Below are 19,826 nucleotides of genomic sequence, written 5' to 3'. Positions count from 1 at the left end.
GGGCTCTAATGGCCCGTCTTTCATTTACAGAACCTTTCAAACGGTATGGATATCTCCACATTGTGGCAAAACGCCCTGGACCTCTGGGGCACGCTGGATCAACACCCGCTGCTGCATGCCGGCCTTGGCCTGAGCGTGCTGCTGGCCCTTGCACTGGCCCTCGGCAGGGTGGCGCGTTTTCTGATCCTGCACGCGGTCAAGCTGCTGGGCCGCCAACCGGCCTTGCACTGGCTCAACGACCTGCTGCGAAACAAGGTATTCCAACGCCTGGCCCAAACCACCCCGTCACTGCTGGTGCAGTTCGGCCTCAAGCTGGTGCCGGAACTGAGCGCCACCACCCAGCATTTCCTCGGCAACCTGGCGCTGGCCTTCACCATCCTGTTCGTTACCCTCGCCGTCAGTGCCCTGCTCGACGCCCTGCTGGCTATCTACGCGCGCACTGAGCACGCCCGTACCCGCTCGATCAAAGGCTACATACAGTTGGCCAAGATGGTACTGTTCGTATTCGGCGCGATCATTATCGTCGCCACCCTGATCGACCGCTCACCGCTGTTGCTGCTGTCCGGCCTGGGTGCGATGTCGGCGGTGATCCTGTTGGTCTACAAGGACACCCTGCTGTCGTTCGTCGCCAGCGTGCAGCTAACCAGCAACGACATGTTGCGGGTCGGTGACTGGATCGAAATGCCGCAAGTGGGCGCCGATGGTGACGTGGTCGATATCACGCTACACACGGTAAAAGTTCAGAACTTCGACAAGACCATTGTCTCGATCCCGACCTGGCGCCTGATGTCCGAATCCTTCAAGAACTGGCGCGGCATGCAGCAGGCCGGGGGGCGGCGGATCAAACGCAGCCTGTTCATCGACGCCGGGGGCGTGCGCTTCCTGCAGCCCTATGAAGAACAGCGCCTGGCCGATATTCGCCTGCTCTCCGACTACATCGCACACAAGCGTCATGAACTGCACAGCTGGAATGAGGCACAAGGCCCGGTTGCCGAACTGTCGGCCAACCGCAGGCGCCTGACCAACATCGGTACCTTTCGTGCATTTGCCCTGGCTTACCTGAAGAGCCACCCGGACATTCAACCGAACATGACCTGCATGGTCCGGCAGATGCAGACCACTGCGCAGGGCGTGCCACTGGAAATCTATTGTTTCACCCGCACCACGGCGTGGGCCGACTACGAGCGCATCCAGGGCGATATCTTCGACTACCTGCTGGCGGTGCTGCCGGAGTTTGGCCTGAGCCTGTACCAGCAGCCAAGCGGCAACGACCTGCGGGCCGGGTTGTTACCCTCGTCCCTGGCTGGCGAGCAACGGTCGTTGAACGCCGATGCGACTAAGCCATAGCGAGGCAAGTATCACCGCACCCCCCAGGAACAATCGCCCCAGTGGCTCATGCTGGTTCCAGATCAACAGGTTGAGCAAGAGCCCCACGGGTACATGCAGGTTGTTCATCACCGCCAGGGTACCGCCGGAAACCAGGCAGGCGCCCTTGTTCCACCAGTACAGGCCCAGCGCAGTCGGGCACACCCCGAGAAACAGCAGCACCAGCCATTGCACCTCGGTGCTCGGCAGGTGCTGCGCGTTGCCGAACAGCAAGAACGCAGGCAACACCACGATCAAGGCGCCGAGATAGAAATAGCCGAAGCGCCGGTAGTGCGGCATATCGCTGGGGTAACGCGCCACAAGGTGCTTGTACAGGACTTGCCCGGCGGCATAAGTAAAGTTGGCCACTTGCAGCAGCAGGAAACCCATGAAGAAGTCCGGGTTGATCCGATCAAAACGAATCACCGCCGCGCCGCCAACTGCCACCAATGCCGCCAGCAGCGCCCACGGGTTGAAACGCCGGTTCAGGGCATCCTCAATCAGCGTCACATGCAGGGGGGTGAGGATGGTGAACAGCAACACTTCCGGTACCGTCAGCACCCGAAAGCTCAGGTAAAGGCACACATAGGTAATGCCAAACTGCAGCGCGCCGATGCCGAGCATTGCGCCCATGAAGCGCGGCTCGACCTGACGCCAGCGGGTCAACGGCAAAAACACCAGCAACGCCAGTAACACCCGCGCCAATACGGCGAAATAGCTGTCGACATGCCCGGCGAGGTACTCGCCGATCAAGCTGAAGGAAAACGCCTGGATCAGCGCGACAATTAATAGATAGCCCATGTTTACCCCGTGCAGTGCAGCCCGCGACCTTAGCGGTTCGCCGCCAAGCGATCAATACGCTCAGGCACGCGTGGGGCCTTGTCGCCAGGGATAGTCGCCAGCCTGAACGAGTCGCCCACAAAAAACCCGATCAAGCACAGGGCATTGATCGGGCAGGTACACCCAAAGGAGCAACAGGTGTCAGGCGGGAAAGTCGATTGAAGCTCAGGCCACCGCAGCCAGTTTTGCCTTGGCCTGATTCAGGCCCTTGTCGTGGAAATCACCGCCCATGTTCAAGCCCTCGGCGTGGATGAAGGTCACATCGTGGATACCGATGAAGGCCATCACCTGACGCAGGTAGGGTTCCTGGTGGTCGCTGGCGCCGCCGGCATGGATACCACCGCGAGCGGTCAGCACATAGGCACGCTTGCCTGTCAGCAACCCCTGCGGGCCAGTTTCGGTGTACTTGAAGGTAATCCCTGCACGCAGTACATGGTCCAGCCAGGCCTTCAGCGTGCTGGGGATAGTGAAGTTGTACATCGGCGCAGCCATCACCAGCACATCGGCGGCCAGCAGTTCATCGGTCAATTCGTTTGATCGTTGCAGTGCCTTCAGCTCTTCGGCAGTGCGCTGCTCTTGAGGCTTCATCCAGCCACCGAGCAGGGTTTCGTCCAGATGCGGCACCGGGTTGGCAGCCAGATCGCGTACGGTGATCGTGTCAGTCGGATGGGCTGACTGCCACTGCGCGATGAAGTCGCGGGTCAATTGACGCGAGATCGAATCGTTTTGGCGGGCGCTGCTTTCGATGATCAGTACACGGGACATGGTTGCCTCCAATCGGCAAGGTCGCTAAGTCGATGGAGGCAAGATTAAACAGCAGCGTATCGATTAAAAAGCGCAAAAATCGGGTGCAACTCATCGATTAATTTGTTTTATTTGACCAATGCTCTACCCTGACAGGTAAAGCATCTGGTTTTACTGAGGCTTGCAGCTAAGGGCTATGCGCAACTTGATGATCTTGCGGTTGAACTTGGCGTTGACGTCCACGCTTTGCTTGGCAGGTACCTGCACACGGCGTACACGGGGGGCTTCCGGGCCATTGCGGAAGGTCACCTTGCACTGGGCCGCTACCTCACCGTAGTTGTTCAGGGTGATCGCGCCCATGTCGTAGTCCGTGTCGTAGGTGGTGTAGTCAAGCTTCACGCCCTCCAGCTCCTTTTCCACATCGATGGGATAGGCCAGGGCCGTGAGCGGCAGCAGGGCCAGCAATGCAGCACAACATTTTTTCATTCGGCGCTCTCCATGACAGTGCGCCAGCTTAGGACAACAGGAGCCCTTGATGAAAGCGCCGCGCGTTACCCTGGATCAGTGGCGAACCCTGCAGGCCGTCGTCGACCACGGCGGCTTCGCCCAGGCCGCCGATGCCCTGCACCGCTCACAATCTTCGGTCAGTTACACCGTGGCGCGCATGCAGGAACAGTTGGGCGTACCACTCCTGAGAATCGATGGGCGCAAGGCGGTGCTGACCGAAGCCGGCGGCGTGCTGCTGAGGCGCTCGCGACAACTGGTCAAACAGGCCAGTCAACTGGAAGACCTCGCCCACCATATGGAACAGGGCTGGGAAGCCGAGGTACGGCTGGTAGTGGATGCCGCCTACCCCAACGCACGCCTGGTTCGGGCATTGAGCGCCTTCATGCCGCAGAGCCGCGGCTGCCGGGTACGGCTGCGTGAAGAGGTGTTGTCCGGGGTCGAGGAAGTCCTGCACGAAGGTATCGCCGACCTTGCCATCAGCGGCTTCAACATCCCCGGTTACCTGGGCACCGAATTGAGCGCCGTAGAGTTCATTGCCGTAGCCCATCCCGAGCATGCTCTGCATCGCCTGCAGCGCGCACTGAGCTTCCAGGACCTGGAAAGCCAACTGCAAGTGGTGATTCGCGATTCAGGGCGCTCGCAACCGCGCGATGTCGGCTGGCTGGGCGCAGAACAACGCTGGACCGTCGGCAGCCTGGCCACCGCTTCAAGCTTCGTCTGCAGTGGCCTGGGCTTTGCCTGGCTACCGCGGCACCTGATCGAACGCGAATTGCGCGAAGGCCTGCTCAAGCCGTTACCTCTGGACCAGGGTGGCAGTCGCCACCCGCTGTTCTACCTTTACTCGAACAAGGACAAACCACTGGGCCCAGCCACACAGATCCTCATCGAGCTGTTGCGCAACTTCGACACCGCACCGCTGGACGTGCCCTTCGCCGCCCCCGCCCAAGCCTGACAGGAATCACACCCATGGCCTACTTCGAACATGAAGGTTGCTCACTGCACTACGAGGTCTATGGCCAGGGCGAACCCTTGGTGTTGTTGCACGGCTTGGGTTCCAGCTGCGAAGACTGGGAGTTTCAAGTGCCTGAACTGGCCCGTCACTACCGGGTTATCCTGATGGACATCCGCGGCCATGGTCGCTCGGACAAACCGCGTGAACGCTACAGCATCGCCGGGTTCAGTGCCGACCTGCTGGCATTGCTCGAACACCTGCAACCCGGCCCGGTGCACCTGGTCGGGTTGTCGATGGGCGGCATGATCGGCTTCCAGTTCGCTGTCGATCACCCGCAATGGCTGCGCAGCCTGTGCATCGTCAACAGTGCACCCGAGGTCAAAGTGCGCAGTCGAGCAGACTGGCTATGGTGGTTCAAGCGTTGGAGCCTGGCCCGCCTGCTCAGCACGGAGGCCGTCGGTAAAGGCCTTGCGGCCAAACTGTTTCCAAAGCCGGAACACGCCCACCTGCGGCGCACGATGGCGCTGCGCTGGGCACGCAACGACAAGCGCGCCTACCTGAGCAGCTTTGACGCCATCGTCGGCTGGGGCGTGCAGGAACGCCTGGGGCAAATACGCTGTCCTACGCTGGTGATCAGTGCCGACCAGGACTACAACCCAGTCGCATTGAAAGAACGCTACGTTGAGCTGATCCCTCAGGCACGACTGGCGGTCATCGCCGATTCACGGCACGCTACACCACTGGATCAACCACATCTGTTCAACCAGACCCTGCTGCAGTTTCTCGCTGCTGCTTCAACTACCGCTCAAGGATCATTGAGTCCATGCTGAAAAAAATCCTCCTGGCCGCCTGCGCTACCGTGTTCGCCACCAGCCTGATGGCTGCCGACAAACAACCCCACGTGCTGCTGACCACCAGCTTCGGCGATATCGAAGTTGAACTGGACGCAGAAAAGGCGCCGATCAGCACCCAGAACTTTCTGGGTTATGTCGACAGCGGTTTCTACAACAACACCATTTTCCACCGGGTGATCCCGGGCTTCATGGTTCAAGGCGGTGGCTTCACCAAGGACATGGGGCTGAAAGAGACCAAGGAGCCGATCAAGAACGAAGCGGACAACGGCCTGCGTAACACGCGTGGCACCCTGGCCATGGCCCGTACGGCTGCGGTGAACTCGGCCACCAGCCAGTTCTTCATCAACCACAAGGACAACAACTTCCTTGACCATGGCGGCCGTGATTTCGGCTATGCGGTGTTCGGCAAAGTGGTCAAGGGCATGGATGTGGTCGACCAGATCGCCAATGTGAAAACCACCACCAAAGCAGGCATGGGCGATGTCCCGGCAGATCCGGTGATGATCATCAAGGCTAAACGCCTCGACTGAAATCGGGTTCACAAGGACGTGACCTACGCTCAGCCGGGCCTAAACAACAGGAGTTGCCCCTTTCATGCTGTACCGCCGTTTCGAGCAGTTGATCGATATCTTCCGTGATGCGCCGACGGCGGCACCGCCTGGCAAGGTCCTGCCGTTTTACCTCTACTACCTGCGTCAGGTCTGGCCGAGTTTCGCCGTACTGTTGGTGGTGGGGCTGATCGGTGCGCTGATCGAAGTGGCACTGTTCAGCTACCTGAGCCGGATCATCGATCTGGCTCAGGGCACACCCAATGTAAACTTCTTCAGTGAACACGCCAGCGAGCTGATCTGGATGCTGGTGGTAGCCTTGATTTTGCGACCGATCTTCGTCGGCCTGCACGACCTGCTGGTGCACCAGACCATCAGCCCCGGCATGACCAGCATGATCCGCTGGCAAAACCACGCCTACGTGCTCAAGCAGAGCCTGAATTTCTTCCAGAACGATTTCGCCGGACGCATTGCCCAACGCATCATGCAAACTGGCAACTCGCTGCGCGATTCCGCCGTGCAAGCCGTCGATGCGTTGTGGCATGTACTGATCTACGCCCTCAGCTCCCTGGTGCTGTTCGCCGAGGCGGATTGGCGCTTGATGCTGCCGTTGATTACCTGGATTACCTGCTACGTCGGTGCGCTCTTCTACTTCGTGCCCCGGGTAAAGGCCCGAGCCGTGATTTCCTCCGATGCCCGCTCCAAGCTCATGGGCAGGATTGTCGACGGCTACACCAACATCGCAACCTTGAAGCTCTTTGCCCACACCGACTTTGAACAGCAATATGCCCGGGAAGCCATTCGCGAGCAGACCGAGAAAACCCAACTGGCCAGCCGCGTCATTACCAGCATGGATGTGGTCATCACCAGCCTGAACGGCCTGCTGATTGTCACCACCACGGCGCTGGCCTTGTGGTTATGGACGCAGTCGCTGATCAGTGTCGGGGCCATTGCCCTGGCCACTGGCCTGGTGATCCGTATCGTCAACATGTCGGGCTGGATCATGTGGGTGGTCAATGGCATCTTCGAAAACATCGGCATGGTGCAGGATGGCCTGCAAACCATCGCCCAGCCGGTGAGCGTCACCGACCAGCCTAACGCACCGGCATTGAACGTGAGCCACGGCGCGGTGCGTTTCGAGCATGTCGATTTCCACTATGGCAAGGGCAGCCGAATCATCGAAGACCTGAACCTGGACATACGTCCGGGTGAGAAAATCGGCCTGATCGGCCCGTCCGGAGCAGGCAAATCGACCTTGGTGAACCTGCTGCTGCGGCTCTATGACCTGGAAGGCGGACGCATCCTGATCGATGGCCAGAACATTGCCACGATCACCCAGGAAAGCCTGCGCGCACAGATCGGCATGATTACCCAGGACACCTCATTGCTGCACCGCTCGATCCGCGACAACCTGCTGTATGGCAAGCCAGACGCTACCGACGACGAGCTATGGGAGGCGGTACGCCGCGCCCGGGCCGATGAATTTATCCCGCAACTTTCCGATGCCCAGGGCCGCACCGGCTTCGACGCCCATGTCGGTGAGCGCGGCGTAAAACTGTCCGGTGGCCAGCGCCAGCGCATCGCCATTGCCCGCGTACTGCTGAAAAACGCGCCGATCCTGATCATGGATGAAGCAACATCTGCGCTGGACTCGGAGGTCGAAGCCGCCATTCAGGACAGCCTGGAAACCCTGATGCGGGGCAAGACCGTCATCGCCATTGCCCATCGCCTGTCGACCATTGCCCGGATGGATCGCCTGGTGGTGCTGGAAAAAGGTCGTATCGCCGAAATGGGCAGCCATGCCGAGCTGCTTGCGCACCAAGGCCTGTATGCAAGGTTATGGCAGCACCAGACCGGTGGCTTTGTCGGGATCGATTAAAACGCGACCCGCTTACACCTGACGATACGGCAAGGCCGTTTTGGCCTCCTCGGCATAAGCACGCACGCCTGCACGCTCCTGCTCAAGAAACTCGCTGACCGCTGCCCGCAACCCTGGGTGCAGCAAGTAATGCCAGGAGCGGGTCAGCACCGGCTCAAACCCGCGAATCAGTTTGTGTTCGCCCTGCGCCCCCGCATCAAACCGTTGCAGCCCCTGGGCAATAGCGAAGTCCATGCCCTGGTAGAAACAGGTTTCGAAGTGCAATCGATCAAACTCAGCCAGGCATCCCCAGTAGCGACCGTAGAGGCTATCGCCACCGACCAGGCTAAAGGCCATTGCCACATCGCGCCCGGACTGGCGCGCCATGACCACACGGATCGCCGAAGGCATGCGCTCGGCCAACAGGCTGAAAAATTCGCGGGTCAAATACGGCGAACGTCGGCGTACAAGGTAGGTATTGGCATAGCAGGCATAGACAAAATCCCACTGTGCCTCGCTCAGCTGTTCGCCGCCAAACCAGTGAAAATCGATGCCCTGCCCGGCGACCTGCTCCCGCTCCTTGCGCATCTGCTTGCGCTTGCGTGAACTCAGCGTATCGAGGAAATCCTGGAAGTCACGGTAGCCACGGTTATGCCAGTGAAACTGGCAGCCCAGGCGTTCCAGCCAGCCAGGCAGCGTACCCATGTGCCTATCCAGAGCCGGATCGGTGAAGTTCACATGCGCACCTGACAGCACTTCACTGGACAGGTAGCCGGGAATGGCCTGCAGCAACGTCAGGCCATCAGCTTCAGAGGCAGCCAACAAGCGCGTCCCGGCCACCGGGCTGAACGGTACCGCGGCCAACAGCTTGGGGTAGTAATCGATACCGGCGCGCTGACAGGCATCCGCCCAACCGTGATCGAAAACGTACTCCCCAAAGGAGTGCCACTTGCGGTAGGCCGGCAACGCCGCACGGCACTGCCCATCCTGCATCAAAACGAGGTGTTCGCTGGACCAGCCCGTACCAGGCCCCACGCTGCCGCTGTCTTCCAGCGCACTCAGGAACGCATGCCTCAGAAAGGGCTGACCTTCGGGTACCAGCGCATCCCATGCATCCGATGCAATGTCTCGCAGGCCGGCAATGATCTGGAAGGTCATGACAAACGACTCAGGGCAAATGAAACCCTAGTGTTCCAGAAAACTGCACGCCTGCACATCCAGCTCCAGGCCATCACGTCACATGAGCGAAATCAAAGAGACATCATTCTGTAATTGGCGCTCGCAATACTTGCGCCTGTTTTTCGGAACCCAAGACGCTGTCTAGCCAGGCGCTTTCCGAGGACATGCCAATACGGGGTGGGCAGCTGCCTCCCCATTTTTTTCAAATAGGGAGAACCTTATGCGTCTTGTTTCTACACTAACCGGAGCGAGCCTTTGCACAGGCATGATGCTGGCTCTGAGTGCTCCGGCCAGTGCTGCAGTCGACGCCAAGCTGCTCGAAATGCTCAAGGCTAACGGCTCGATCAACCAAGCGCAGTACAACGAACTGCAATCGGACCTGGCCACCGAGACCAAGGAAAAAGCCGCCCAGAAGGCTCAGTCCGAACGCATGAGTTCCTTTGAACAAAAAGTGGCATGGGCCGCCAAGACCCAGATCAAGGGCGATGTGCGCCTGCGTTACGAAGACGTCAACGTCGACAACCCCAACGCAAGCAGCGGCAACCAGGACCGCGAGCGTGTCCGTGCCCGCGTCGGCTTCTACAGTGAGATCAATCCGCAAGTCGACGCCGGCGTGCGCGTGGCTACCGGCAGCAGCGCCGATGCCCGCTCCACCAACCAGAGCCTGGACAAATATTTCGAGAAAAAATCGCTGTGGGTCGACCAGGCCTACCTCGACTGGCACCCAACCGCTGTTCCGAACCTGCACCTGATCGGCGGCAAGATGAACCAGCCATGGGTGAGCATGGGCGACATCATCTGGGATAGCGACATCAATCCAGAAGGCCTGGCCGTTACCTACAAAACCAATTTGGGTGGCGCTGAGCTGTTCGGCAGCGCGGGTCATTACACGCTCAAGGACAACGTCGACGGTGATGGCGTGCAGTTCAAGCACGACGCACAGTTGTACCACGGTCAATTGGGGACACGCTTTGCTGCTGCGGACACCGTCAAGGTCACCGTGGGCGGCAGCATCTATGGCTATGACAACGACAAGGCGTCCAGTGTACTGCAGTCCTTTGGCAACACCACCAACGAGTTCAACCTCGTGGAAGGTTTCGGCCAAATCGACTTCACAGGCTTCGCCATCCCACTGTCGACCTACGGTCAGTTCGTCAAGAACACCGAAAGCACCGACGGCGAAGACAAGGCCTGGCTGGCTGGTGTGAAAACCAAACTGGGCGCATGGAGCCTCGACTACAACTACCGTGATATACAGCGTAACGCTGTGGTCAGCTTGTTCACCGACTCCGACTTCGGTGCCGGCTTCACCGGTTCGCGCGGCCACAAGTTCAAAGTCGGCTATGAGATCGACAAGAACTTCTCGGTGGGCACAACCTACCTGATGGCCAAGACCGACCTGTCCCAACTGCCGAACAGCGATGCTGACGTAGACACCCTGCAAGTAGACCTGGAAGCCAAGTTCTAATCGCCTTGCACTGAGTTTCAAAGGCGGAAAATGCTGACCCCATCCAGCATTTTCCGCCTTTTTCATTTCAGCGCAGAACTGCTGACAAGCTCAGGCTGGCAAAGTCGATTCACACCACTCAGGGTTTATCTTGAGCCCTGCGCTGGGCTGCCAGTTGCCTGGCGAGCACATCGGCATCCGCCACCGGGGCCTCCGGCAGTGCACGTACCGTTGCCTGCGCCAGGCGCATCTGTTTGATGAAACGCCTGCAGTTACGGCAAAACAGCAGGTGCTGACGTACCAGCAAACGCTCCCCCAACGTGAGCTCACCCTCCAGGTAGTCGCTGCTACGCGCCACCATTTCCTTGCAGGTCAACATTGTCCTGTCTCCTCGAAATGCTCCAGGGTCGCGAATACCTTGAGCCGCGCCCGGTGCAACAGCACACGCACATTGGAGAGGGATATCTCGAGCAAATTACAGATCTCTTCCAATGCCAGGCCTTGGCGCTCGCGAAGTATCAACACGCTGCTCTGCAACTGCGGCAGGCTCAACAGTGTGTGCTCCAGGCACTGGCGCAACTCATCCTGGCTGAGCAGCGCCTCGGGGGTGTCTTCATGCCAGGCGAACGGCGCAACGCGCCAATGCCCATCGGCCGCGAAGCGATCATCGCCAATGCTGCCATGCGGCGACGGCAGATCGTCGAGCAGCACCTCACGACGATTTTGCCTGTAGCGATTTTTGGCTGCGTTGGCGGTGATGGTCAGTAACCAGGTCTTGAGGCTGGAGCGGCGCTGAAATCCGGGCAGGCTGCGGACAACCGCCAGCCAGGCATCCTGCACGGCCTCGTCGGCCTGGCGGTTACCCACAATTGCGTAGGCGACCGCTCGCATGGCGCTTTGATAAGTGTCGACCAGTTCCTTGAACGCCTGCTGCTCACCGGCAAGCAAACGCTCCAGCAACTCGGTTTCATTCGTGCCGGTCATGGTGGTTTTCCCTGGAAGTCGGGTATGGACTTCGATAGCGGGAATTTGTTACAGCAACAACGCACAACACAACCTGAAGCCCCAAGGCATGCATTCGGTTTGCAGGGCGGGCTGCCCTCTCAACCAAGACAGCCCCCAGATACACCCCGAGGCGCTTAGCGTTTGCGCAGAATCACACTGCCGATGGAGTAGCCCGCGCCAAAGGAACTGAGCACACCCAGTGCGCCCTTGGGCAAATCATCCTGGTGCGTATGCAAGGCAATCACCGAGCCTGCCGAGCTGGTATTGGCATAGCGATCCAGAATCACCGGCGCTTCATCGACAGTGGCATCACGGCCCAGCAGTTTCTTGACGATCAGGTGGTTCATGCTCAGGTTGGCCTGGTGCAACCAGAAACGCTTGATGTCGCTGACATTGATGTCGTTTTCTGCCAAATGCTGGCCGATCAGTTCGGCGACCATCGGGCACACTTCACGGAAAACCTTGCGCCCCTCTTGCACGAACAGTTTGTCCGGCGCGCCAATGCCCTCTTCCGCCGCACGGTTGAGGAAACCAAAGTTGTTACGGATGTTGTTGGAGAACTGCGTCAGCAGTTTAGTGCTGACGATATCGAACTGATGGGCCGAGGTGGCGAGATCGGCACGCTCGACCAACACCGCCGTGGCCGCATCGCCAAAAATGAAATGGCTATCACGGTCACGGAAGTTCAAATGGCCGGTACACACCTCAGGGCTGATCACCAACACGGCACGTGCCTGGCCGACCTGAACGCTGTTGCAGGCCGTCTGGATACCAAAGGTGGCCGACGAACAGGCCACGTTCATGTCGAAGCCAAAACCGTTGATGCCCAAGGCTTGCTGCACTTCGATGGCAATGGCCGGATAAGGTCGCTGCAGGTTGGAGCAGGCGACGATCACCGCATCGACATCGGCCGCTGTGCGACCTGCACGTGCAAGCGCCTGTTCAGCGGCGGCTACGGCCATCTGGCAGAGAATCGACGGTTCATCGTTGCTGCGCTCAGGCAAACGCGGCGCCATGCGCTGAGGATCGAGGATGCCATCCTTGTCCATGACAAAGCGGCTCTTGATACCCGACGCCTTCTCGATGAACGCAGCGCTGGATTCAGCCAGGGCCTGAACCTCGCCACGCTCGATGGCCTGAGCATTATCGGCATTGAACTGGCTGACGTAGGCGTTGAACGCCGCCACCAGTTCCTCGTTGGAAATGCTGTTGGCCGGGGTATACAGGCCGGTGCCGCTGATCACGACGTTATGCACGGTCGTTCCTCTGTTCGGGGCCGGTGCCGGCAGGGCAACGGCCTGTTAGTCGGTTTTTCCTGGCACTAAGGTACCAATTAATACGCGCAATACCCCCGGTTGGTGGGAGCACTGCGTGGTCATGCAATCTGGCGCCGCTGATGTCACCGAGGGCCGGTCACATCAGCGGCGTACGTCGACGAAGTGTGCCACATTTCCAAGCCGTTAGGCTTCCACTTGCCCCCACTGCTTGCTCAAGCGCTTATCGGAAATCGGCACTTTGGTGCCCAGTTGTTGGGCAAACAGTGAAACCCGGTACTCTTCGATCCACCAGCGGTACAAGACCAACTGCTCGTCACGCTTGCCTTCCTGGGCATGCTTGTCGGCGCGGGCCTTGAACTGTGCCCAGAGGTTGCTGAGCTCACCGCTCCAAACACGATCCTTCTGTACCTGCGCGGGCAGTTTTTCCAGGCGCAGTTCAATCGCCTTGAGGTAGCGCGGCAGCTCCTTGAGCCAGAGCGACGGTGTTTCCCGAACAAACCCCGGGTACACCAGGTTGGCCGTTTGCTGCTTGATGTCGTTCAACGCCACAGCCTGGGCCAGGTCAATCTTGCCCTTGAAGCGCTTCTGCAAGCCATGCCAGAGCTTGAGGATATCCAGCGTCAGACGCGCCAGACGCTCGGCATGCTCGGCCCACTGGCCACGTTTGCGCTCGGCCAGTGACGCCAGTGCAGCACCGTCACGCGGCAGGCTGGCCTCACCCTCGAGGATGCAGCTGTCGAGACTGGCCAGCAGAATGTCCTCGACCAGTGCCTCAATCCGTCCCAATTCGCGGTACAGCAGCCCCAACTCGGTCAGCCCCGGCAACTTGCCACGCAGGTACTTGGCCGGCTCGGCCAACTGTTGCAGCAAGAGGCGCTGCAAACCGCGGCGGTGCTGGTATTCGGCTTCGGCAGCTGTCGAGAACCGCCCCTCCTTGACCGTCCCGCCCTCTTCCACCAGCGCCGGGTACACCGTCAACGACAGGCCGGCGATCTTCTGCTGGGCACTTTGCGCAACCTTGGCAAAGCCCTTGGCCTCCACCGGCTGCTGGCTCTGTGCGGTCTGCGGTACGGCCAGTGCTGCCTGGCTTGCGGCGACGAAGCGCGAGGTCAGCTCCGCAAGGTCACGGCCTTCGCCCAGGAACTTGCCTTGGGCATCGACCACCTCCAGGTTCATTTTCAAGTGGCTGTCCACTTGCTCGGCAGCTTCACTCCAGGCTTCATCGCTGACCCGCGCACCGGTCATGCGCAACAGCTCCGCGCCCAATGCGTGGGGCAACGAGCCGACACCAAAACTCATCCGCTGCAAGGCCGCCTTGACGAAGTCCGGTACGGGCACGAAGTTCTTGCGGGTTGCCTTGGGCAGGTTGCGTACCAGCGCAATGCACTTGGCTTCCAGCAACCCAGGCACCAGCCACTCCAGGCGCTCGCCCGGCAGGTTCGGCAACAGCGGCGCCGGTACGCGCAGGGTGACACCATCACGCGGGTGATTAGGCTCGAAGTGATAACTCAATGCCAGGCTCAGGTCACCCAAGCGCAGGGTATCGGGGTACTGGGCAGCGGTCACTTCACTGGCCTCACGGGCCAGCACATCTTCCTCGCGCATGATCAACAACTGCGGGTCTTTCTGGCTGTTGACCCGGTACCAGCTGTCGAACGTTGCGGTCTGATGAATCTCCGCGGGCAGCCGCGCCTCATAGAAGGCGTAAAGGGTTTCCTCATCGGCGAGAATGTCGCGTCGACGTGCCTTGGCTTCCAGCTCGTCGAGTTGCTCAAGCAAGCGCGTGTTGGCTGTCAGGCACTTGGCCCGTGACTGTATCTCACCGCCCACCAGCGCTTCACGGATGAACAGTTCGCGTGACATCAAAGGGTCGATCGGGCCGAAATGCACCGGGCGTCGACCGACGATAATCAACCCATACAGGGTGATCTGCTCATAGGCCACCACCTGGCCGCGCTTCTTTTCCCAGTGTGGTTCGAAGTGGTTCTTCTTGACCAGGTGCCCGGCCAGCGGTTCGATCCAATCTGGTTCGATCTTGGCGACCATCCGCGCATAGAGCTTGGTGGTTTCGACCAGTTCGGCAGTCATCAGCCATTGCGGGCGCTTCTTGCCCAGGCCCGAAGACGGATGCACCCAGAAGCGCCGCTGGCGAGCGCCGAGGTAGTCGCCGTCTTCGGTTTTCTGCCCGATCTGGCTGAGCAGGCCGGAGAGCACCGCCTTGTGCAGTTTCGGGTAGTCGGCGGGCTCCTTGTTGATGCTCAACTGCAGGTCACGGCAAATCAGCCCCAACTGCCGGTGCGCATCGCGCCACTCACGCAAGCGCAGGTAATTGAGGAAGTTCTTCCGGCACCAGTTGCGCAATGGGCTGGCGGTCAGCGCCTGGCGCTGCTCCTCGAAACCGCGCCAGAGATTGACCAGTGCCGCGAAATCGGAGTCGACATCCTTCCACTGGGCATGAGCCTGATCGGCAGCCTGCTGACGCTCCGGAGGACGCTCGCGAGGGTCCTGCACAGACAGTGCACTGGCAACAATCAGCACTTCCTGCAGGCTCCCCTGCTTCGCGCCTTCAAGCAGCATGCGGCCCAGCCGCGGGTCGACCGGAAGCCGCGCCAATTGCCGGCCCAGCGGCGTCAGCTGGTTCTCGCGGTTCACCGCAGAGAGCTCTTGCAGCAGGTTGAAGCCGTCGCTGATGGCCTTGCCATCAGGCGGCTCGATGAACGGGAATGCGTCAATCGCGCCCAGGCGCAAATGCAGCATCTGCAGGATCACCGCGGCAAGGTTGGTGCGCAGGATCTCAGGATCGGTAAACGCAGGGCGGGCGTTGAAATCCTCTTCACTGTACAGACGCACGCAAATACCTGGCTCGACCCGACCGCAGCGACCTTTACGCTGGTTGGCGCTGGCCTGGGATACGGCCTCGATCGGCAGCCGCTGCACCTTGGCCCGGTAACTGTAACGGCTGATCCGCGCCGTACCACTGTCGATCACGTAGCGAATGCCCGGCACCGTCAGCGAAGTTTCAGCAACGTTGGTTGCCAGCACCACGCGCCGCCCGGGGTGGGACTGGAAGATTCGCTGCTGTTCGGCCGGTGAAAGCCTGGCGTACAACGGCAGGATCTCGGTGTGCTTGAGCTGGGCCTTGCGCAGCATTTCAGCCGCATCGCGGATTTCCCGCTCACCAGGCAGGAACACCAGCACATCACCCGGGTGCTTGCCTTCGCTGCGCTCATGGGCGGCGATCTCGTCGAGGGTGGCGAGAATCGCCTGATCCACGGTCAGGTCATCTTCAACCCGATTGCCCTCTTCATCCTGCTCGCTGGTCAGCGGTCGATACCAGGTCTCGACCGGGTAGGTACGCCCCGAGACTTCGATGATCGGCGCATCATTGAAGTGCTTGGAGAAGCGCTCCAGGTCGATGGTCGCCGAAGTGATGATCAGCTTCAGGTCCGGGCGACGAGGCAGCAGGGTCTTGAGGTAACCGAGCAGGAAGTCGATGTTCAGGCTGCGCTCGTGCGCTTCGTCGACAATGATCGTGTCATAGCGTTCGAGAAAACGGTCGTGCTGGGTTTCGGCCAGCAGGATACCGTCCGTCATCAGCTTGACCAGGGTGTTGGCATCACTCTGGTCTTCGAAGCGCACCTGGTAGCCCACCAGCGCTCCCAGTGGCGTACCCAGCTCTTCGGCAACCCGCGTCGCAACACTGCGGGCGGCAATCCGCCGTGGCTGGGTGTGGGCGATCAGGCCATGCTGGCCGCGGCCCAGCTCCAGGCAGATCTTCGGCAATTGGGTGGTCTTGCCCGACCCCGTCTCGCCGGCAATGATCAGTACCTGATGCTCGGCCAGGACCTTCTTGATCTCATCGCGCTTGGCGGCAATCGGCAGGCTGTCGTCGTAGCGAATCAACGGCACGCTTTGCTTGCGCGCCGTCACCCGGGCAAAGGACGCCTGCACCTTCTCGACCCACTGGGCGAGTTTGGCTTCATCAGGGTGCTTGCGCAGTTCGTGCAATTGCCGACGCAGTCGATGACGCTCGGCGATCATGGCGTGATCAAGGTTTCTCAACAGTTGATCGATAGCGGGATTCTGGTCAGTCATGGAGTCTTTTTAGTCATGCAGGTGAGCCTGCTGTCGCATGATCGGCATATGATCGGCATAGGTAAGGGCTGCGATTGTCGCAGATTTGCCCCCGCTCGGCACGGATACAGGGTCTCACGGCTTTGTTTAGTCGATACATACCTGAAGGTATATAAACACTGATTTAATGAACCTTATCGGCCATGGGAGTATCGGTGCATGACTTCACCCGTGCGCTCGTCCTGCCCTGTATCGCCGCCTTCGTGCTCGAAGGTCAGGGCGCGTTCCGGTGAAAATCCGCTGTTTCACATCATTCTCGCCTTTTGGGCCTTGTGGCATTGCCGCCATGCTCGCCCACCAGACACCCTCGCGTTGATCTGACTCCCTACATCGTCAATCACTGGCTGACCTGCCCTGCAGTCGGCACTGTGCGCCTATGGGCGCAAGCGAGACACTCATGCACTTTGCTCACCCCGAGCAGGCTCAGGCATTCCTGGCCGCCAACCCCGATATCGAAATGATCGAGCTGTTCATCCTCGACGCCAACGGCGTGCCGCGCGGCAAGCTGCTGCACCGCGAGGAACTGCTGGCGGTTTATGAGAGCGGTCGCCCGCTGCCCAGCACTATTCTGGGCCTGACCCTTAACGGCGAAGACGTCGAAAACTCCGGACTGGTCTGGGACGTCGGCGATATCGACTGCCGCGCCTACCCGCTTGAAGGCAGCCTGGTGCGCCTGCCATGGCGACAGATCCCTACTGCCGCAGTTCAGGTCAGCATGCACCCGACTGAAGGGCAACCGGCCGCCATCGCCGACCCTCGGCACGTGCTGATCAACGTGATCGAGGCGCTCAAAGCCGACGGTTACTACCCGGTCATGGCCTGTGAGCTGGAGTTCTACCTGCTCGACCAGCAACGCGACGCGGCGGGCCGCCCACAACCGGCACGTGACGCTGATGGCGGACGACCGCGAGGCACCCAGGTCTACGGTCTGCGTGAACTCGAACAGATCGAACCCTTCCTGGCGGACCTGTATGCGGCGTGCAAGGCCCAGGGTATTCCCGCACGCACGGCGATTTCCGAGTACGCCCCCGGGCAGGTGGAAATCACCCTGGAGCACGGCGATGCACTCGAAGCCATGGACCAGGCGGTGCGTTACAAGCGCCTGGTCAAAGGCGTCGCACACAAGCACGGCATGCAAGCCTGCTTCATGGCCAAACCGTTCGATCACCTTGCCGGTACCGGCATGCACATGCACGTCAGCCTCGCCGACCGCGCGGGCAACAACCTCTATGCCAGCGAAGACAAGGCGGGCACACCCCTGCTGCGCCAATCGGTCGCCGGCATGCTCGATGTGCTGCTCGACTCGCTGCTGATGTTCTGCCCCAACGCCAACTCCTACCGGCGCTTCCAGGCCAACAGCTATGCACCGCTGGCGCCGACCTGGGGCGTGGACAATCGCACGGTGAGCCTGCGTGTACCAGGCGGCCCAGCCCACACCCGGCATATCGAGCACCGCATTTGCGGCGCCGACGCCAACCCTTATCTGGCTGCAGCTGCCATTCTGGCCGGCCTGCATCACGGCATTCGCCAGCAACTCGACCCGGGCGCACCGGTTGAAGGTAACGGCTATGCCCAGGCCAAGACACTGCTGCCAACCGACTGGCTGACGTCACTCAATGCCCTGCAAGGTTCGTCTTGGGCGCACGAAGCCTTCGGCGGGGCGTTTCTCGGTGTCTACATGGCAGTCAAACGCGCCGAATACCGACAGTTCATGGCCGAAGTCGGCGAACAGGACTGGCGCTGGTACCTGACCCAAGCCTGACCGCTCACTCTTTTAGTAAGGATTACCCCATGAACGCAGCACTTAACCACGGCCCCGCCCCGCGTAGCGCCTCCTATTACAGCGCCAGCCTCAATGACTTCACCGAGTACCCACGCCTGAACGGCAACGTGAGCGTCGATGTGGTGATCATCGGTGGCGGCTTCACCGGTGTCGCCAGCGCCGTGGAGCTGGCCGAACGCGGCCTGAAAGTCGCCATCGTCGAAACCCATCGGATCGGCTGGGGGGCTAGCGGGCGCAATGGCGGCCAGGTCACCGGCAGCCTGTCGGGCGATGAAGCGATGCGCAAGCAGATGCGTGCGCGCCTCGGCGATGAGGTCGACGATTTCATCTGGCACCTGCGCTGGCGCGGTCACCAGATCATCGAACAGCGGGTAGCGCGCTACAACATTGCCTGTGACCTCAAGCGAGGCCACCTGCATGCGGCGATGAAAGCGTCGCATCTGGACGAGCTTCAGGCGTCCTATGATGAAGCGCTAACCCGCGGCATGGGCGATCAGGTCGAGTTGTTGGACCGCCAGGGTGTACGCGAACACCTGGACAGCCCCTTGTACATCGGGGCACTGAAAAACCGCCGCAACCTGCATGTGCACCCACTCAACCTGTGCCTGGGTGAAGCCCGTGCTGCCCAGCAACTGGGCGCGCTGATCTTCGAGAACTCCGAAGTGCTGGACATCATCCATGGCCCTCGCCCGGCCGTGGTCACTGCCCATGGCCGGATCGACGCACGTCAGGTGCTGCTGGCAGGCGACGTGTACCACAAACTGGAAAAACGTCAGCTCAAAGGCAAGATCTTTCCCGCAATGGGCGGCATCGTCACGACCGCACCGCTGGGCGAGCTGGCGCACCAGATCAACCCACAGGACCTGGCGGTCTACGACTGTCGCTTCGTACTCGACTACTACCGCATGACCGCCGATGGTCGCCTGCTGTTCGGCGGTGGCGCCAACTACTCCGGACGTGATTCACGGGACATTGCCGGTGAACTGCGCCCATGCATCGAGCGCACTTTTCCGGCCCTCAAGGGCATACCGATCGAGTTTCAATGGAGTTGTGCCATGGGTATCGTGGTCAACCGCATCCCGCAAGTGGGCAAGCTGTCGGAGCACGTCTGGTACTGCCAGGGCTACTCCGGCCATGGCATCGCCACCAGCCATATCATGGGCGAGATCATGGCCGAGGCCATGACCGGAACGCTGGAAAAATTCGATACCTTTGCCGGTTGCAAGCACATCAAGGTGCCAATGGGCGATGTGCTGGGCAATCCATTGTTGGCGGCCGGCATGTGGTATTACCAGATGCTTGAGAAACTGCGCTAAACCCATTGCGGGCCAAG

At 60.3% G+C, this 19,826-nt stretch carries 16 protein-coding genes; 8 read left to right on the top strand and 8 right to left on the bottom strand.

From position 1 onward, the window contains the following. Positions 1-45 precede the first annotated feature (45 nt). On the top strand, positions 46-1,347 hold the full coding sequence (locus tag UIA24_RS18400; RefSeq protein WP_330523515.1) for a mechanosensitive ion channel family protein: 1,302 nt from the start codon (positions 46-48) through the stop codon (positions 1,345-1,347). On the opposite strand, the gene UIA24_RS18395 is transcribed toward UIA24_RS18400, so the two are convergent. The 3 genes from UIA24_RS18395 to UIA24_RS18385 all read right to left on the bottom strand — a co-directional run bounded on the left by UIA24_RS18395 (position 1,288) and on the right by UIA24_RS18385 (position 3,435). After that, complete coding sequence (locus tag UIA24_RS18395; RefSeq protein ID WP_330523514.1) at positions 1,288-2,166, bottom strand: carboxylate/amino acid/amine transporter; 879 nt, start codon at positions 2,164-2,166, stop codon at positions 1,288-1,290. The two genes, UIA24_RS18400 and UIA24_RS18395, sit on opposite strands and share 60 nt — an antisense overlap. A gap of 204 nt (positions 2,167-2,370) precedes the next feature. After that, the gene (locus UIA24_RS18390) at positions 2,371-2,970 is read right to left on the bottom strand and encodes an FMN-dependent NADH-azoreductase (RefSeq protein ID WP_330523513.1); all 600 of its coding nucleotides are present in this window, start codon (positions 2,968-2,970) and stop codon (positions 2,371-2,373) included. A gap of 150 nt (positions 2,971-3,120) precedes the next feature. Beyond that, entirely contained in the window at positions 3,121-3,435 is a 315-nt protein-coding gene (locus UIA24_RS18385) for a 3-phosphoglycerate kinase (RefSeq protein ID WP_065760685.1), read from the bottom strand. A gap of 49 nt (positions 3,436-3,484) precedes the next feature. Here UIA24_RS18385 and UIA24_RS18380 point away from each other — a divergent pair, with 49 nt between their 5' ends. The 4 genes from UIA24_RS18380 to UIA24_RS18365 all read left to right on the top strand — a co-directional run bounded on the left by UIA24_RS18380 (position 3,485) and on the right by UIA24_RS18365 (position 7,689). Next, positions 3,485-4,408 carry a LysR family transcriptional regulator gene (locus UIA24_RS18380; protein WP_065760686.1) on the top strand — a complete coding sequence of 308 codons (924 nt, stop codon included), beginning with the start codon at positions 3,485-3,487 and terminating at the stop codon, positions 4,406-4,408. 14 nt (positions 4,409-4,422) lie between these two features. Further along, complete coding sequence (locus UIA24_RS18375) at positions 4,423-5,238, top strand: alpha/beta fold hydrolase (protein WP_330523512.1); 816 nt, start codon at positions 4,423-4,425, stop codon at positions 5,236-5,238. After that, positions 5,232-5,792, top strand: coding sequence for a peptidylprolyl isomerase (locus tag UIA24_RS18370; protein ID WP_099773849.1), 561 nt, complete (start codon positions 5,232-5,234; stop codon positions 5,790-5,792). The genes UIA24_RS18375 and UIA24_RS18370 overlap by 7 nt, the downstream gene beginning before the upstream one ends. Positions 5,793-5,856: 64 nt before the next feature. Further along, positions 5,857-7,689, top strand: a complete 1,833-nt coding sequence (locus UIA24_RS18365) for an ABC transporter ATP-binding protein (RefSeq protein ID WP_330523511.1) — start codon at positions 5,857-5,859, stop codon at positions 7,687-7,689. A 12-nt stretch (positions 7,690-7,701) separates the two neighbouring features. On the opposite strand, the gene UIA24_RS18360 is transcribed toward UIA24_RS18365, so the two are convergent. Continuing rightward, on the bottom strand, positions 7,702-8,826 hold the full coding sequence (locus tag UIA24_RS18360) for a GNAT family N-acetyltransferase (protein WP_330523510.1): 1,125 nt from the start codon (positions 8,824-8,826) through the stop codon (positions 7,702-7,704). 241 nt (positions 8,827-9,067) lie between these two features. Between UIA24_RS18360 and UIA24_RS18355 the strand changes: the two genes are divergently transcribed. Then, entirely contained in the window at positions 9,068-10,315 is a 1,248-nt protein-coding gene (locus tag UIA24_RS18355; protein WP_065760691.1) for a putative porin, read from the top strand. A 118-nt stretch (positions 10,316-10,433) separates the two neighbouring features. Here UIA24_RS18355 and UIA24_RS18350 read toward each other — a convergent pair whose 3' ends face one another. The 4 genes from UIA24_RS18350 to hrpA form a co-directional block, all read right to left on the bottom strand. Further along, on the bottom strand, positions 10,434-10,673 hold the full coding sequence (locus UIA24_RS18350) for an anti-sigma factor family protein (protein WP_330523509.1): 240 nt from the start codon (positions 10,671-10,673) through the stop codon (positions 10,434-10,436). Further along, entirely contained in the window at positions 10,667-11,278 is a 612-nt protein-coding gene (locus tag UIA24_RS18345) for an RNA polymerase sigma factor (protein WP_330523508.1), read from the bottom strand. The genes UIA24_RS18350 and UIA24_RS18345 overlap by 7 nt, the downstream gene beginning before the upstream one ends. 155 nt (positions 11,279-11,433) lie before the next feature. Next, positions 11,434-12,555 (bottom strand): beta-ketoacyl-ACP synthase III, encoded by a 1,122-nt coding sequence (locus UIA24_RS18340; RefSeq protein ID WP_330523507.1) that lies wholly within the window; start codon positions 12,553-12,555, stop codon positions 11,434-11,436. A 204-nt stretch (positions 12,556-12,759) separates the two neighbouring features. Beyond that, the gene (hrpA, locus tag UIA24_RS18335; protein WP_065760695.1) at positions 12,760-16,671 is read right to left on the bottom strand and encodes an ATP-dependent RNA helicase HrpA; all 3,912 of its coding nucleotides are present in this window, start codon (positions 16,669-16,671) and stop codon (positions 12,760-12,762) included. 436 nt (positions 16,672-17,107) lie between these two features. On the opposite strand from hrpA, the gene UIA24_RS18330 reads away from it, so the two are divergent. Then, the gene (locus tag UIA24_RS18330) at positions 17,108-18,472 is read left to right on the top strand and encodes a glutamine synthetase family protein (RefSeq protein WP_330523506.1); all 1,365 of its coding nucleotides are present in this window, start codon (positions 17,108-17,110) and stop codon (positions 18,470-18,472) included. A gap of 29 nt (positions 18,473-18,501) precedes the next feature. Beyond that, a complete protein-coding gene (locus tag UIA24_RS18325) occupies positions 18,502-19,809 on the top strand; it encodes an NAD(P)/FAD-dependent oxidoreductase (RefSeq protein ID WP_330523505.1) in 1,308 nt (435 codons plus the stop codon). Positions 19,810-19,826: the final 17 nt, after the last annotated feature.

Origin of the sequence: Pseudomonas sp. AL 58 (genome assembly GCF_036348395.1) — a bacterium.
Lineage (GTDB): Bacteria > Pseudomonadota > Gammaproteobacteria > Pseudomonadales > Pseudomonadaceae > Aquipseudomonas > Aquipseudomonas defluvii.
This window is presented reverse-complemented; position numbering and strand designations above follow the sequence as displayed.